15 protein-coding genes are annotated in these 15,336 nt (G+C 68.6%); 7 read left to right on the top strand and 8 right to left on the bottom strand.

Features of this window, described 5'->3' with window-relative positions; genetic code table 11:
* Nucleotides 1–132: 132 nt before the first annotated feature.
* Both ACQEVO_RS00875 and ACQEVO_RS00870 read right to left on the bottom strand, forming a co-directional pair.
* Complete coding sequence (locus ACQEVO_RS00875; RefSeq protein ID WP_432907720.1) at nt 133–483, bottom strand: hypothetical protein; 351 nt, start codon at nt 481–483, stop codon at nt 133–135.
* Nucleotides 484–552: 69 nt separating this feature from the next.
* Nucleotides 553–1,311 carry an Rv1157c family protein gene (locus ACQEVO_RS00870; protein WP_432907717.1) on the bottom strand — a complete coding sequence of 253 codons (759 nt, stop codon included), beginning with the start codon at nt 1,309–1,311 and terminating at the stop codon, nt 553–555.
* 537 nt (nt 1,312–1,848) lie between these two features.
* Here ACQEVO_RS00870 and ACQEVO_RS00865 point away from each other — a divergent pair.
* Nucleotides 1,849–3,111, top strand: a complete 1,263-nt coding sequence (locus ACQEVO_RS00865) for a mannosyltransferase (RefSeq protein WP_432907715.1) — start codon at nt 1,849–1,851, stop codon at nt 3,109–3,111.
* On the opposite strand, the gene ACQEVO_RS00860 is transcribed toward ACQEVO_RS00865, so the two are convergent.
* Both ACQEVO_RS00860 and ACQEVO_RS00855 read right to left on the bottom strand, forming a co-directional pair.
* Nucleotides 3,059–3,346, bottom strand: coding sequence for a 4a-hydroxytetrahydrobiopterin dehydratase (locus tag ACQEVO_RS00860; protein WP_432907713.1), 288 nt, complete (start codon nt 3,344–3,346; stop codon nt 3,059–3,061). The two genes, ACQEVO_RS00865 and ACQEVO_RS00860, sit on opposite strands and share 53 nt — an antisense overlap.
* A 287-nt stretch (nt 3,347–3,633) precedes the next feature.
* The gene (locus ACQEVO_RS00855) at nt 3,634–3,810 is read right to left on the bottom strand and encodes a hypothetical protein (protein ID WP_280400625.1); all 177 of its coding nucleotides are present in this window, start codon (nt 3,808–3,810) and stop codon (nt 3,634–3,636) included.
* A gap of 150 nt (nt 3,811–3,960) precedes the next feature.
* Here ACQEVO_RS00855 and typA point away from each other — a divergent pair, with 150 nt between their 5' ends.
* The 4 genes from typA to ACQEVO_RS00835 all read left to right on the top strand — a co-directional run bounded on the left by typA (nt 3,961) and on the right by ACQEVO_RS00835 (nt 9,343).
* Nucleotides 3,961–5,859, top strand: coding sequence for a translational GTPase TypA (gene typA, locus ACQEVO_RS00850; RefSeq protein ID WP_432907710.1), 1,899 nt, complete (start codon nt 3,961–3,963; stop codon nt 5,857–5,859).
* Between the two features lie 53 nt (nt 5,860–5,912).
* Nucleotides 5,913–7,688: an ABC transporter family substrate-binding protein gene (locus tag ACQEVO_RS00845; protein ID WP_432922195.1), complete on the top strand. Its 1,776-nt coding sequence runs from the start codon at nt 5,913–5,915 to the stop codon at nt 7,686–7,688.
* Nucleotides 7,685–8,605, top strand: a complete 921-nt coding sequence (gene mshB / locus ACQEVO_RS00840) for an N-acetyl-1-D-myo-inositol-2-amino-2-deoxy-alpha-D-glucopyranoside deacetylase (protein WP_432907707.1) — start codon at nt 7,685–7,687, stop codon at nt 8,603–8,605. Before ACQEVO_RS00845 ends, mshB begins: the two co-directional genes overlap by 4 nt.
* Nucleotides 8,606–8,896: 291 nt before the next feature.
* Nucleotides 8,897–9,343, top strand: a complete 447-nt coding sequence (locus ACQEVO_RS00835) for a hypothetical protein (RefSeq protein WP_432907705.1) — start codon at nt 8,897–8,899, stop codon at nt 9,341–9,343.
* Between the two features lie 56 nt (nt 9,344–9,399).
* Here the strand turns inward: ACQEVO_RS00835 and ACQEVO_RS00830 are convergent, their stop codons facing one another.
* The 4 genes from ACQEVO_RS00830 to ACQEVO_RS00815 all read right to left on the bottom strand — a co-directional run bounded on the left by ACQEVO_RS00830 (nt 9,400) and on the right by ACQEVO_RS00815 (nt 13,904).
* The gene (locus tag ACQEVO_RS00830) at nt 9,400–10,116 is read right to left on the bottom strand and encodes a DUF1906 domain-containing protein (RefSeq protein ID WP_432907702.1); all 717 of its coding nucleotides are present in this window, start codon (nt 10,114–10,116) and stop codon (nt 9,400–9,402) included.
* 411 nt (nt 10,117–10,527) lie between these two features.
* Complete coding sequence (locus ACQEVO_RS00825; RefSeq protein ID WP_432907699.1) at nt 10,528–11,688, bottom strand: hypothetical protein; 1,161 nt, start codon at nt 11,686–11,688, stop codon at nt 10,528–10,530.
* 69 nt (nt 11,689–11,757) lie between these two features.
* Nucleotides 11,758–12,363, bottom strand: a complete 606-nt coding sequence (locus ACQEVO_RS00820) for a CHAP domain-containing protein (protein ID WP_432907696.1) — start codon at nt 12,361–12,363, stop codon at nt 11,758–11,760.
* A 101-nt stretch (nt 12,364–12,464) separates the two neighbouring features.
* Nucleotides 12,465–13,904, bottom strand: a complete 1,440-nt coding sequence (locus ACQEVO_RS00815; protein ID WP_432907694.1) for an MFS transporter — start codon at nt 13,902–13,904, stop codon at nt 12,465–12,467.
* Between the two features lie 73 nt (nt 13,905–13,977).
* On the opposite strand from ACQEVO_RS00815, the gene ACQEVO_RS00810 reads away from it, so the two are divergent.
* Both ACQEVO_RS00810 and ACQEVO_RS00805 read left to right on the top strand, forming a co-directional pair.
* Nucleotides 13,978–14,493: a MarR family winged helix-turn-helix transcriptional regulator gene (locus tag ACQEVO_RS00810; RefSeq protein WP_432907691.1), complete on the top strand. Its 516-nt coding sequence runs from the start codon at nt 13,978–13,980 to the stop codon at nt 14,491–14,493.
* A gap of 52 nt (nt 14,494–14,545) precedes the next feature.
* Nucleotides 14,546–15,133, top strand: coding sequence for a TerD family protein (locus ACQEVO_RS00805; RefSeq protein WP_432907688.1), 588 nt, complete (start codon nt 14,546–14,548; stop codon nt 15,131–15,133).
* The last annotated feature ends 203 nt before the right edge of the window (nt 15,134–15,336 follow it).

Raw genomic sequence — 15,336 nt, 5'->3', positions numbered from 1 at the left:
GAGGGTTTGGCCCGTCCCTGCGTTCAGCCCCGCGAGACAATGCGGCGCAGCCGCGAGTATCGCGGGGCTGAACGCAGGGACCAAGGGGGGCCAAACCCCGCGCCGACGGAGTCGGCGCCAAATAAACACAGCTCAGGTTTGGCAGTGCCGGGTGGTGGCGACCCGCAGATCGGGTTCGTCCGCGACCACCCGCAGCCCGGGTCGTTCGTCCGGACTCGAATGATCACCCATCCACGACAGCAGCGACCAGCGCGAGAGGCCGGACAGCGCCGAGCCGAGGCTGAGGAAGGATCCGCTGGAGATCAGCGAACCGAAGGATCCGATCGAGCCGACCGACAGGACCGATCCGACGCTACCGATGGACAGGATGGAGTAGGCCGACCCGATGGAGAGGATCGACCCCTCGGATCGGATCGACAGGATCGAACGGGACGAACGCCGGCTGCGGATACCGGGCTTGTGCGAATGTTCGACAGTCGCCATAACCCCGGTCTACCACAGAAAGACGTGTTTCCCGGTGCGCAGGCGCACCGGGAAACACAGAGTTCACGACTAGCCGACTGTGAAGAAACCCAAGGTCGGCGCGAAGGAGCAGCTCCGGGCCTCGGTTTCGGTGGCCTGGGTGGTGAGGCCGCCGCCGATGACCGCGACGATCCGGCCGGTACCGGTGTTCGCGATGGCCGACAGCGTCGCCGGGCCGTCGGGGTTGATCTTCGCCTCGTCGGTGAGCACCTCGGTGCCCGCGGCGCCGGTATCGATATTGCGCCACTGCACGGTCATGGCCTGCGGCTGTTCCGGAGTGGGGCGTTCGGTGCCCAGCGCGGTGAACACGAAACCGGTCTGGCCCGCGGCCGGGCCGGGCGGCGGCAACTGCGCCGGGCCGGGGACCGCGAGCGCGGTGCCGACCGAATCGCCCGAGGGAGCGATGCAGCCCTTGCCGATGGTCGGGTACAGGAATTGCGCGATGGCCGGGCCGGATTCGGGAATATCGGGGCCGCCGCCACCACTTCCGTCCAGGAAGGTGATGACCCGTTGCAGGGTGGATTCGATCTGCGGCGGCAGATTCACCGTGTCCAGCAGGGCGCGCGCCTGAGCCAGGATGGCTGCCTGCGGGCTGCCCGGTGCCGCGATGTCCTGAGCGGCGGGAGCCGGCTGGTTGACGATGGCCGGGGCAAGGGCGGCGAGCACATCGACCGGCACCCCTTCGGGGACCATCGGAACACTGCTCACCGACGCTTCGGTGGCCGGGGCCGCGACAGCTGTCGCCGGCGCCAAGAGGGAGGCACCCGCCGCAATGGCGAGCGCGGACATCGCGATCCGCGATCCTCGGTTGCGAAGCACTGGTCTGTCCGTCCTTACCTCGGGGTCCATCTGGGTGACGCCGAAGAGTCATGTGTGTTTCGGGGTCACTCTAACAGCGTGTCCGGCAACCCCGAAGATTGTCGGACACCGCCCTTCTCGGGCGTCCTCGATTCGCACCCCGACCAGGGCATGAATCTCGGTTCCCGCGTCATCCGGGCTGGTTTCACCGGCACCCATAGGATGCCGGCCAGCGCCTTCCCGTCGGCGGGCATTGATAACCCGGCCCCCTGCTGGGAGGTCCGGGATCACGGGTCAGCGTACATGCTGCACCGCGCTGCGCTACACATCTACTTGCGCACGGCTCGTCCGTGTCACTGTTGCGCCACCGACACCGGTAAACGATCGTGTCGACCGGTCGCGCCGCGCTCCACCGCGGCCGGGTTAATGTAGTCCGGGCCGGAAACCTCTGCCGATGGGCGCAACCCGCGCCGGGTCCGGCCGCCGATCCGGACCGACCCGAAAGCCCATGTCTCGAAAGACCCTGTCTTGAATCAGCCCAGCGCCCGGACCGCCCGCCGGGGGTTCACACCGTTCCGCCTGGCCCTGGCGGCGCTCGGGATCACCGTGCTGGCGCGGCTGCTGTGGATGCTCTTGACGCCCAACGGGATGAACCTGGTCGATCTGCACGTCTACGTGGACGGCTCGGCCTCGCTGCTCACCGACCATCTCTACGATTTCACCTACGCCGAGAAGACCCCCGACTTCCCGCTGCCCTTCACCTATCCGCCGTTCGCCGCGGTGGTGTTCTATCCGCTGCACTTCCTGCCGTTCACCGTGGTGGCGATCCTGTGGCTGTTCGCGATCGTCGCCGCCCTGTACTGGGTGGTGCGGATCGCGTTCGAATTACTGCTCGGCCCCGAAGCACTCACCCAACCGCGGTGGCAGACGGCGGCGGTCGCGTGGACGGCGGTGGGCCTGTGGTTCGAACCGGTGCGCACCACGATCGACTACGGGCAGGTCAACGTCTTCCTGATGCTCGGGGTGATGCTCGCGATCCGTAGTACGCGATGGTGGATTTCGGGGACGCTGGTCGGTGTCGTGGCCGGGATCAAACTGACACCGGCGATCAGCGGCGTGTATTTCCTGGCGCGGCGGCGCTGGCTCGCCGCGGTCTGGTCGGCCGTGGTCTTCGGCCTGACCGTGGCCGCCAGTTTCCTGCTCAATCCCGAGGAGACCCGGCGCTATTTCGGCACCCTGCTGGGCGACGCCGACCGGATCGGGCCGGTGGGATCGGTATGGAACCAGTCGCTGCGCGGCGCGCTGAGCAGGCTGCTGGGCAGCGATGTCGGCACCGGGCCGTGGTGGATCGCCGGAATGCTGGTGACCGCGGCTCTGGCGTGGTTCGCGTGGCGGGCGTTGCAACGCGACGATCTGCTCGGCACCGCGCTGATCGTCCAGTTGTTCGGGCTGATGATGTCGCCGATCTCCTGGTCCCATCACTGGGGCTGGCTGCTGCCGGCGGTGCTGTGGCTGCTCTACGGTCCGTACCGCGCGGTGCCCGGCGCGAAGATTCTGGCCGGGTACTGGCTGGTCACCACCCTGTTGGGCGCGCCGTGGCTGCTGTCGTTCCTGCAGGATTCGATCTGGACGATCTCCCGGTGGGGAGTGTGGTCGTGGCTGGGTGCCGTCGACGCGATCGGCGTGTTCGCCCTCTACGGCTGGACCATCTGGGCGGGCCGCAGGGTCGCGGCGCCGGTTACCCCGCCAGCCGATCTATCTCCCGGGCCAGCGCCACGTCCAGTGCCGTGAGCCCGCCCGCGGAGTGGGTGGACAGGGTGAAGGTGACCTTGCGCCAGCGGATATCGATATCGGGGTGATGGTTCGCCGTTTCGGCGGCCTCGGCGACCCGCTGGACCAGCTCGATCCCCGCCGGGAAGGTCGGGGCCTGCACGGTCCGGGTGATCGCGTCGCCGTCGCGCGTCCAGCCGGACAGGGATTCCAGCGCGTCGGTGATCTCGGTTTCGGTGAGCAGTGGTGTGGTCATACCGCCGTGTTACCCCGCCGGCCCGAATTCTCACAATGCCGCCTGACGGCGCTCGAGCTGTCCGCAATACAAAGAACATGGGGTGGGGCCCGCCCGGTTCTGGAGCGACCGGAGGGAGGGAGCGCAGCGACTGACCGGAGGGAGTGAAGAACCGGGCTACCCGGGGCCCCACCCCTCGAGCCGCGGAGCGGCTCCAATAACACAGCCCGCCCCTTCGCGAATGGGCTAACCCCCGGTAGCAGCGCTGGGGTGCGCCGACCCCGGGCGGCGGAGCATCTCCTGCGCACTCACGCGGCGCGCGCCTTTTTCAGGCCCTTTTTCAGTTCCTTACCGGTGGCGCCCGTGGCCTCCAGGCGCTTCATCCGCATGATGACCACAGGGCATTTCACGCAGCGCGTCTTCTTACGACAGCACTTCTTCTTCGGCTTGAGGCTCGAAACCTCACTCGCCTTGACCTTGCCCATACTGGTTAGCATAACCTAACCTCCGGGCGCCGCCGCCGTCCCACCTCGGCCCCGGTAGGGTGTAACCGGCCCAGATGCCCGGTGCGTCCGTATCTACCCGTTCCCAGGGTCCGGCCGATAAGCAATTGCCAACCAGCAGGAGGAACCGGCGTGTCGTCTGCACGCGATTTTCGCAACGTCGCCATCGTGGCACACGTCGACCACGGCAAGACGACGCTCGTCGACGCCATGCTGCGGCAGTCCGGCGCCTTCGCCGAACGTGCCGAACCCGTGGATCGGGTGATGGATTCCGGCGATCTGGAGCGCGAGAAGGGCATCACCATTCTCGCCAAGAACACCGCCGTCCACCGGCACCATCCGGACGGCAGCGTCACGGTCATCAACGTGATCGATACCCCCGGCCACGCCGATTTCGGTGGTGAGGTGGAACGCGGCCTGTCCATGGTCGACGGCGTGGTGCTGCTGGTCGATGCCTCCGAGGGCCCGCTCCCGCAGACCCGTTTCGTGCTGCGCAAGGCGCTCGCGGCGTGCCTGCCGGTGATCCTGGTGGTCAACAAGACCGACCGGCCCGACGCCCGGATCGCCGAGGTCGTCGAGGAGAGCCACGATCTGCTCCTGGACCTGGCCTCCGATCTCGACGACGACGCCGCCGAGGCCGCCGAACTCGCTCTCGACCTGCCCGTGCTCTACGCCTCGGGTCGCGCGGGTAAAGCGTCCAAGGAGCAGCCGCAGAACGGCGAGGTGCCGAACGCGGAGAACCTCGACGCGCTGTTCGACGTGCTGTTCGAGAACATCCCCGCCCCGAAGGGCGATCCGACCGCGCCGTTGCAGGCCCATGTCACCAACCTCGACGCCTCGGCCTTCCTGGGCCGGCTCGCGCTGGTGCGCATCCACAACGGTGAACTGCGCAAGGGCCAGAACGTGGCCTGGATGCACGCCGACGGAGTGAAAAACGTCAAGATCACCGAACTGCTGCAGACCGTCGGGGTCGAGCGGCAGCCGGGTGAGGTCGCGGTGGCCGGCGATATCGTCGCCGTGGCCGGTATCGCCGACATCATGATCGGCGATACCCTCGCCGATCCGGAGCAGCCCGTCGCGCTGCCGCGCATCACGGTGGACGAGCCGGCGATCTCGGTGGTCATCGGCACCAACACCTCGCCGCTGGTCGGCCGGGTGCAGGGGCACAAGCTCACCGCCCGCATGGTGAAATCCCGGCTCGACCAGGAACTCGTGGGCAACGTCTCGCTGCGCGTGCTCGATATCGGCCGGCCGGACGCCTGGGAGGTGCAGGGCCGTGGCGAACTCGCCCTCGCCATCCTCGTCGAGCAGATGCGCCGCGAAGGGTTCGAGCTGACCGTCGGTAAACCGCAGGTGGTGACCCGGCAGGTCGACGGCAAGGTGCACGAGCCCTACGAAGAGCTCACCATCGACTGCCCGGACGAATACCTGGGCGCCATCACCCAGCTGCTCGCCGCCCGTAAGGGCAAGATGGTGCAGATGAACAACCATGCCGCGGGCTGGGTGCGGATGGAGTTCATCGTGCCCTCGCGCGGGCTCATCGGGTTCCGCACCGACTTCCTGACCGAAACCCGCGGCACCGGTATCGCCAACGCCGTCTTCCACGGGTATGCGCCCTGGGCCGGCGAGATCCGCGCCCGGCACACCGGTTCGCTGGTCTCCGACCGGTCCGGCACCGTGACCCCGTTCGCGATGATCCAGCTCGCCGACCGCGGCCAATTCTTCGTCGAACCGGGCGCGGAAACCTACGAGGGCATGGTCGTCGGGATCAATCCGCGCGCGGAGGATCTAGATATCAATGTGACCAAGGAGAAAAAGCTCACCAATATGCGCTCCTCCACCGCCGATGTGATGGAGACGCTCGCCAAACCGCTGCAGCTGGATCTGGAAGCGGCGATGGAGTTCTGCGCGGCCGACGAATGCGTGGAGGTGACTCCCGAGGTCGTGCGGGTGCGCAAGGTGACGCTGGCGGCCAACGAACGGGCCCGGGAACTGTCCCGCCGCAAGGCCCGCGACCGGGCCGCGCTGTAACCGGTTTCGCCGCCGGACGTGGCGGCACGGTGTTGGGTAGAGTGCCGAGGGTGATTTCGGGGAGGCGCGCGGTGTGGCGCGGGCTGCTGGTGCTGTTGGCGGTGCTCGTTCCGGTACTGGCCGGATGCGCCGCCGATCCACCGCCGCCCATCGCCAGTACCGACAGCCCGAAAACGGAACCGGCGCAGCCCACGAAGAACACGGTGGTGGTCGCCGTGGACGACATCGGGATCGGGTTCAATCCGCATCTGCGGTCGAACCAGTCCCCGGCGACGTCCGCGGTCGCGGCCATGGTGCTGCCGAGCCCGTTCCGCCCGACCCCCGATCCGGCGGCGCCCGGGGCCACACTGTGGGTTCCGGATACCGCGCTGATCGACTCGGCGACGGTCACCTCGCAGGCACCGTTCACCATCACCTACCAGTTGAAAGATCAGGCCAACTGGTCCGACGGCGCCCCCATCGCGGCCGAGGACTTCTGGTACCTGTGGCAGCAGATGATCACCCAGCCCGGCGTGATCGACCCGGCCGGTTACCGGCTGATCTCCGAAGTCCGGTCCTCGGGCGGCGGGAAAACGGTGACGGTGGTGCTGAACGAGCCGTATCCCGCGTGGCCGCAGTTGTTCGCGAATCTGCTGCCCTCGCATCTGATGAAGGATTCGCCGGGCGGTTTCCAGCGCACACTGGTCGAGCAGATTCCGGTATCGGGCGGGAATTTCACCATCGAATCCGCCGATCCGGGTCGCGACGAGATCCTGCTGGAACGTAACGACCGCTTCTGGGGCACCCCGGCCCGCCCGGACCAGATCCTGTTGCGCCGCGGCGGCACCACCGCGCAGCTCGCCGATTCGCTGCGCAACGGCGACACCCAGATGGCGCTGGTACACGGCGGGGTCGCGACCGAGGCCCAGCTCGCGGCGATCCCGTCGGTGCGTACCGCGATCATGCCGCAGTCGCGGCAGTTGCGGCTCAACCTCAACGGTCGCGCGGGCGTGCTCGCCGATCACCGGGTGCGCACGGCGGTGCTTTCCCTGCTGGATCCGGCGCTGCTGGCCACGGTCGGGGCGCAGACCGGGAATTGGGTGGAACCGGTTCGCGCCCAAGTACTCTCCCCCTCCGACCCCGGCTACACCCCCACCGCACCGCCCCGTCTCAGCGCCGATCAGGCGTTCGGCCTGCTGGCCGAGGCCGGTTTCGGCCGGGCGCCGGAACCACCCCCGGTCTCGGCGACCTCCCCCGCGCCGCGGCCGCGCTCACTGGCCCGCAACGGTGAACCACTGGTGCTCCGGATCGGCGCGGTGACCGGTGACGATACCGCCCTCGCCGTGGCCAATACCGCCGCCGACCAGCTGCGCAGCGCGGGAATCGACGCCTCGGTGCGCAATCTGCCCGCAGATGAGCTGTACGGCAAGGAACTCGTCGAGAACACCGTCGACGCAGTGGTCGGCTGGGAGGCCACCGGCGGCGACCCCGCCACGGCCCTGGCCTCGCGGTACGGCTGTCCGCCCGTACCGCCCACCGACGACCCGCGCGACGGCACCGAGACCGAGGTGCCCGCCGCCGTGGAAGCCGCCCGGCAGGCACCCAGCAACCTGTCCGGTATCTGCGATCCGGCGTTCCAGCCGGCGATCGACGGCGCGCTGCGCGGTGTGGAGGTGCCCCGCACCCTGGGCGATGCCGAACCCCGGTTGTGGGGCGAATCCATCGTGCTGCCGATCGTGCAGGACAACGTGGTCGCCGCGGCGGGCCCCTCGGTGGACGGCGCCTCGCTGAGCGGGGCCATCCAGGCGGGCATATTCGGTGACGCGGCGATGTGGCGGCGGATTCCGTGACGGCCCCCGAGCGCGGCGCCGAGAACACGCCCGAACATCGGGGCGAGGGCGGCCTGCTGCTGGTGCACGCCCACCCCGACGACGAGAGCATCACCACCGGCGGCACCATCGCCCACTACCGGCGGCTCGGGATCCCGGTCACCGTGGTGACCTGCACGCTCGGCGAAGAAGGCGAGATACTCGGCGACGAATGGGCCGGCCTGGCCGCGGACCGCGCCGACCAGCTCGGTGGCTACCGCATCGCCGAACTGACCCGCGCGCTCGCCGAACTCGGTGCGGGCCCGCCCTGCTTTCTCGGCGGCGCCGGACGCTGGCGTGATTCCGGGATGGCCGGTACGCCGGCAGCCCAACATCCGCGCGCGTTCGTCCGCTCCGGGGAGGCCGCGGTCGAGGCACTCACCGGGGTGATCCTGCAGCTGCGGCCTCAGGTAGTGGTGACCTACGACCCCCGCGGCGGATACGGGCATCCGGACCATATCCGGGCGCACGAGGTCACGACTGCCGCGGTGACCACGGCGGCCGGCCGGGGCTGGGACACCCCCAAGCTGTACTGGACCGTCACCGACGGCGATTCCCTGCGCGACCATCTGCGGGCGCTGGCCCGGCGCACCGTCGATGCGCTGCCCGGTGCCCTGCCCCCCGGCTGGCGGCTGGCGGCGGAAAACGAACTGGCCTGCGTTCCCGGCGATTCGGTGACCACGACGATCGATGTGGCCGATGTGCTGACCGATAAGCGGGCGGCGCTGCGGGCCCACGCCACGCAGCTCACGGTCGCACCGTCGGGGCGTGAATTCGCGCTGACCAATATGGTCGCCCAGCCGGTGCTGCCCGAGGAGCACTATATTTTGGCGCGCGGACGGCTCGGCCCGCGCGGCGCCGACGGCCGGGAGGACGATCTGTTCGCCGGACTCTCGTAACCGCCCGGGCGGTGGCGGTAGCCGCGGCGACAACCGGCCCGCCGCATCCGCACAGGCCCCTGCGGGCGGCACCGGCAGCCGCGCCGACAACCGGTCGGCCGGGTTCTCGTAGCCCCCCGCGGGTAGCGTCGGCCACCGTAACGATGGCGATCCGTTCGGCCGGACCGGTGTGGCCGGTGCGCGTGCGGTGGCGAATAGACTCGTCGGCATGCAGCACTGGGAACTCGAGGGTGCCCCGGCCGGCGCGGCGCGGGTGACAGCAGACGCACCGCCGGCAGCACGGCCGCGCGGATGACCGCGGCCGTAGCGGATCCGGCTACCAGCGGCCGGCGCTCTCGGATACGCGGCCTGGTCGCCACGGCGCTGAACGGTATACCCGGTCCGCTGATCATCGCGGTCCTCGTGGTGGACGCGGTGATCGCGCTGATCATCGAGGTCGCCTATCTGCCCCTCTATATCGGCGCGGTGGCGGTACCGATCACCGCGGTACTGGCCGGTCCGGTGAATCTCGCGCTGGTGTGGGCCGTTTCGACGGTGAGTACCCGCTTGTCGGTGCTGTTCCTGCCGGTCGGCGCCTGGCTGGCCGCCTTCCTGATCGCCGCCAGTCGCGGGCCCGGCGGCGACTTTCCGCTACGCAGCAATCTGCCCACCCTGCTGTTGTTCCTGTGCGGGGCGGTGATTCCGCTGATCTACATGTACGTGGTGGCGAACCGGACGAAACCGGGAACGAAGAAGTAGCGGCACCACCGAGGGCAGCAGTGGCGCATCGCCACGCGCGCCGGTGATCGGCGGGTTCACCAGGCGCCGTACTCCGCGGCGAGGATATTGTTCACATCCACTCCCACCCCGTCCACGGTGCGGTCGTCGATTTCGAATTGGTGCAGATGCGCCGCGGGATGCACGAACCCGTCCGGCGTACCCCAATCGTGCTGCCAGAACCAGGCGGCGGCGCCGGCGAGACGAGCGAGTTCGATGGTGGGCGCATTGGCGTAGACACCGGTGTTCCGCGGCCCGAGCACCGACTGCCAGCCTTGCAGATACGGCAAGATCAGGGTCGCGAAATCGATCGGGGTGGGATTGTCGTCGATCGAGGCGTAGATCGGCCGATCGTCCGGACCGCCCGCCGCCCGATGCAACTCCAGGCCGCGTTCGGCATGCCGCTTACCGGCTTCCATCCCGCCGCGCCAATCCGCGGTGGGCCCCTTGCCGAATTGGTAGCAGGATACGATCGCCAGCCCGGCCGCCCGCAGCGCCTCGACTTCCCCGGCCCGCAGCGGTTTCCCGGCCATCCATTCCGCCCCCGGCCGCCGATCCGACACATACCGGATCACCCCGGCATGCCCGGCCGCTTTTATCGCCGCCGCCGACGGCACGCCCCCGGCATAGTCGAGCAACGTTCCCAGCGGCGCCGCACCGACGGGCCGGGCAGCGAACACCGACCCCACGGCCCCCGCCGCGACCCCGGCCGCGGCATATCCGAACAGCGCCCGACGTGACAGCGCAGAATTCATCCCGAGACTCCTTCACACCCGCACCCGACGGCAACCCAGCGTGCCCGGCGCGCATCGCGCGCACCGGAAACCTCGAACGTGCAGGTATTGCACCACATACCGCGCCCACCCATCCTCCGGCACGCGGATCTGCACACCGCCCCTTCAAGCACCCACTCGCGGCACGCAGGCCCGCAAGGCCCTCCCGGAACCGAACGCCACCACGGCGGCGCCGAGTCCGGCGAGGCACTTGGGGCCTCGCAACCCTGAAATCAAACGCAACCACGGCGGCGCCGAGTTCAGCGAGGCATTTGGAGGTTTTGGCCCGTCCCTGCGTTCAGCCCGCGAGACGATGCGGCGCAGCCGCGAGTATCGCGGGCTGAACGCAGGGACCAAGGGGGCCAAAACCCCGCGCGCGCCAGCGCGCCAAAATTACAGCAGTCGGTCGATGCGCGCGGCTACGTCCAGGGTCCGGGTGGCCGGGTCGGCGAGTTCCCTGCGGACCACCCGCACCACCTGCGCCACGATCTGTTTCTTCATCCCGGCCAGGACGCCCAGCGTGGCGGCCCGCATACCCTGCGCCTCGTATTCCAGGCGGACGTCTTCCCGTGCCGGTGGCTCCACCTCGACCACGATCAGCAGCGGGTCGGCGGCGTGAGCGGTGAGGACGAGGGGTATCTCGACATTCGCCCGGTACCGGTTGTCCTTGAGGACGTTGACGGTGATGTCCAGTGCTACCGGAACCGTGAGACCGAACCGGACCAGCGCGATACCCCCTTCGGCGGGCTCGGCCGGAGGCAGGTCGGTGAGCAGCGGTTGCCCGACCGCACCGCGTACGGTGAGTTCCGCGGCCGCGCGCGGGCCGGTGCGCAGCGGCCCGATCTCGATCGGCCGCTGGGCCAGTTGCGTGACGAAACCACCGAGCCGTTCCCGGGTGACGATGCGCGGGAAGAAGCGGCGGCCGAATTCCGCGTAGTCGATCCACTCGAACTCGGTGCGGCCGCGGTGCGGGGAGCGCTGTCCGTCGACGATGGCGGCGATATCGTAGATCCGGCTGCGCATCACCCCGGGGTCGCTCAGCATGGTGTTCACCCGGTTCGCGACTTCCCGCTGCAGCAGCCCGGAAATGGGATCGAGCATCCATTCGGCCACCGAATCGGCGGCGGCCAGGCGTAGCAGCACACTCACATCCGAGGGCTCGACCTGCGGGATATCGATCACGATGAGCAGCGGGTCGGCGGTGCGCGCGTGGAAGGTGAGGTCGATGGAGACCACGGTTTCCAGCCCCAGCCGGCGCCCGCCGAGCAGGATTTTCGCGGCCAGCGATACGGGTATCCGGACGTCGAAGCCGACCCCCGACTCCCGCCGTAGCACCACGGGACGGCCGATTTTGCCTTCGGCCAGGAACCCGGCCAGTCCGGCGGGTCCGAGGTTGAACGGCCCGATGCCGATTCCACGGCCGGTGATCCCGGCGACCGCCTTCTCGATTCTGGATTCGGTCACCGCGTGGGTGACGAATCGTTCGCCGAATTCGGCGTAATCGATCCATTCCGGATCGCCCAGTTCGATCGGTTCCATGAGTCGTTCCGACACCTTCACCTCCACCGCCGAGCCTTACGCTACGCGATCGAGGTTTCGGGTTCGTGGCTGCTCCCTGCCCGGCTACAACCGGCCGAAACCCACGATCTCGAGATCGTCCACGGCGGCCGGGTCCCACCGTTCGATATGCACCGCGCCGTCTTCGTTCCCACCGATCGTGGTGAGAACCCCGTTCGCGGAGTCGAGCACGATATTGGTGTGCTGGCCGAATCGGCTGTCCGGGCCGTAGAGGATGACCTCACCGGTGACCGGCCGGTAGTCCGGGTCGAACGGTACGAACCGGTCCCGGCTCTCGTAGTACTCCTGCAGGGTGTAGACACCGGGGATTCGCCAGGACCCGGAATTGGGGTTGGCCAGCGGCATTCCGGCGGCGCGCAATACCCAGCTCACGAAGTTCGCGCACCAGGGTTCGGTATTGCCTTCGGAGTATCCGGGTCCGGAGCGGGGCGCGGCGAATTCGGCCGCGGCGGCATCGACGACCCTGATCTGTTCCGGTGTCAGCGTGGACCGGTCGATCGCCGGGAATTCGGTGAGCCGCTCACCGGCGATTCCCTCGTCCGAACCGGGCAGTGCGCAACCACCGAGCACGATCAGCGCCCCTACCAGCGCGAACCAGACCACTATCGCGCGCCGCGCCGGGCGTGCGGCGTATCGGATATCCCTTGTCACCCCTGTTACTTCGGAACCCACGCCGCGTCCGTGAACGCGTGGACGACGGGTTTCCGCCGTCGCCGCCGGGCGGTATCGCACCCCGGAGCGCGCTGCGGCCGTCATGCGGGGTCCGGGGCGTCCGTTCGCATCGGGATGAGCGCGGTGAGTGCGATGGCGACGCAGGCGGCGGCGACGGAGATCAGGAAGGTGGTGTGGAACGCGTCCCGCGAGGGCAGGACCTGGCTGCCGAGGGTGATGGTCATATTGGCCAGCACCGCGCTGGCCACCGCGGCCGAGGTGGAGGTCCCGACCGAACGCATCAAGGCGTTCAATCCGTTCGCGGCGGCGGTTTCGGTGATCGGCACCGCACCCATGATCAGCGCGGGCATCGCCGCGTAGGCCAATCCGACCCCGCCCGCGACCAGCACCGAGGCCAGCATGATCTGCCAGACGCTGTCCATGAGCGCCGAAGCGCACAGGTAGCCGGCACCGATCACCGCCGAACCGGTACCGAGGGTCAGTTTGGGGCCGAACCGGGCCGAGATCCGCGCCGACACCGGGGAGAGCAGCATCATCACGCAACCGCTGGGCGCCAGCACCAGTCCGGCGGCGACCATCGACAGGCCGAGGCCGTAACCGGTTTCGGTCGAGGCCATGAGCAATTGCGGGAAGGTCAACGACATGCCGTACAGGGAGAAGCCGACCGCGATCGAGGCGATATTGGTGAACAGCACGCGGGGTCGCGCGGAGACCCGCAGGTCCACCAGCGGATGACGCCGGCCGATCTCGTAGCGGCCCCAGCCGAGGAAGACCAGGATCGATATCCCGAACAGGGTCAGGATCGAGGAGCTGGTCCAGCCCCACTGCGGGCCCTGGGTGATCGCGATGAGCAGCGCGAGCAGTGCGGTGGCCAGTCCGGCGGCACCGCCGAAGTCGAAGGGTGCGGGGGTGCGCACCGACGATTCGGGGACGAACCGGAAGATCAGCCCGGCGCCGATCGTGCCCAGCGCGGCCGCCGCCCAGAACAGCACATGCCAATCGGTGTGCTCGGCGATCACGGCGGCCAGCGGCAGCCCGATCGCTCCGCCCACGCCCAGCGTGGAACTCATCACGGCCATCGCCGAACCGACGCGCTCGGGCGGTAGTTCGTCCCGCAGAATGCTGATACCCAGCGGGATCGCGCCGATCGCGACGCCCTGTAGCGCCCGCCCGGCCACCGAGGGGATCAGCGACGACGACATCGCGCACAGCACCGAACCGATCACCATCGCGAGCAGGTCGAACAGCAGGATGCGGCGTTTCCCGAACATATCGCCGAGCCGGCCGCTGATCGGTGTGCACACCGCCGAGGCCAGCAGGGTCACCGTGATCACCCAGGAAGCGTTGGTGGGTGTGGTGTTCAGCAGGGCCGGCAGGCTCGGGATGAGCGGGACGACCAGCGTCTGCATGAGGGAGACGACGATGCCGATGGTGCTGAGGGTGGCGATCAGCAGCATCGGTGACGGGCCCGGACGGTCCTGTTCCCCGGCTCTGGAGGGGTCGTCGGCTACCGCGGTCACTCTATGCACGTTACATAGCCTGTGTATGGTGCACAATTTTGCAAACGGACGAATCAGGCGCCATAGTGGCCGGATGTCCGATTCGGCTCTGCCCACCGGTGCGGCGGAACACCGGGACCCCACCGTCCTGGCGCGGCTCGTCCTGGAGTTGACCCTGCTGTCCCGGCACCACCCCGCCGCGCGCCGCAGAACCGGCTTCCAGCTGGACAGATCCGCCTACCTGATCTTGACCCGGCTGCAACTCGGGGCGCCGCTCTCGCTGCGCGAACTGGCCGAGGCGTTCGGACTCGACGTGTCGACGATCAACCGGCAGGTCGCCGCGATGCTGGACCAGGACCTGGTGGAACGGGTCCCCGACCCCGACGGTGGGGTCGCGCGCAAGATCCGCCCGAGCGAAAAAGGGCTGCGCCTGTTCGAAGCCGATCTCGAACTGCAACGCGGCGGAGTGGCCAACGTGCTCGCCGAATGGCCCGACGACGAGATCGAACTGCTGGTCCGGCTGATGGAACGCTTCAACGAAGACGTCGAGGGGCTCGTCCGGCACCCCTGGCCACGCCCGTACCGGCCGGCGAATTCGGCCGGTCGATAAGTGCGAACTCGCCGGTCACCCGGTGTTCTCCCATTGCCGGTACGGTGAAGCCATGATCACGCTCAAAAAGGAAGACGGCGCAGCGGATCTCGCGGGGATCACCAAGCTGAGCGTCGGAGTCAGCTGGGATCCCTCCGCGGGCGCCAGCGGTGGCGCGCTCGGCTGGGCGCGCCGCAAGAAGGGGGTCGACCTGGACCTCATCGCCATCCTCATGCAGGGCAGCGAACCGGTACGGTTCGCCGGGCTCGATTCGCTGGACCCGCTGGGTAACGGCTCGGTCCTGCATTCCGGGGACGAGCAGACCGGCTCGGCGGCCGGCGACGACGAGACGGTACACGTCACATTCGCCGATATCCCCGGCGGTATCGACGCGATCATCTTCGTCGCGGCCGCCTTCAAGAAGGGCAGCTCCTTCGAAAAGGCGAACAACATCTCGTTCAAGGTGTACGACGCCTCCGGCGGCAGCAGCCAGCAGGTGGCCGATATCTGGCCGTCGCTGCTGGGCGCCGACAACGCGAACGCCGTGGCCCGGACATTCCGCAACGGCGATGTCTGGCAGCTCGAGGTGCTCAACCGCAAGGGCAAGATCAAACAGGGCGATAAGCAGGCCCTGCTGCGCTTCGCCATGGGCGGTCAGTGATCAGGATTTGAGCGTTCACTGTGCCGGGCCCCGGGCGCCACTTTCGCCCGCGCGGGCCCGGCCTCGGCCGCTGCACTCTTCGTAGCGGTCCGCAGTCATTCCAGTGCATTCAGACCCACCAGGGTGGCGAGGATCAGGGCCCCATGGTCGGTGGCCTCGTCGCCGGACAGAATCGAGTCCAGCAGTGGTGGGTTGGACAAGCA

Source organism: Nocardia sp. CA-290969, assembly GCF_050936135.1.
In the GTDB taxonomy this organism is placed as follows: domain Bacteria; phylum Actinomycetota; class Actinomycetes; order Mycobacteriales; family Mycobacteriaceae; genus Nocardia.
The sequence above is the reverse complement of the archived record's forward strand: the minus strand, read 5'-3'. Positions and strand labels throughout refer to the sequence as shown.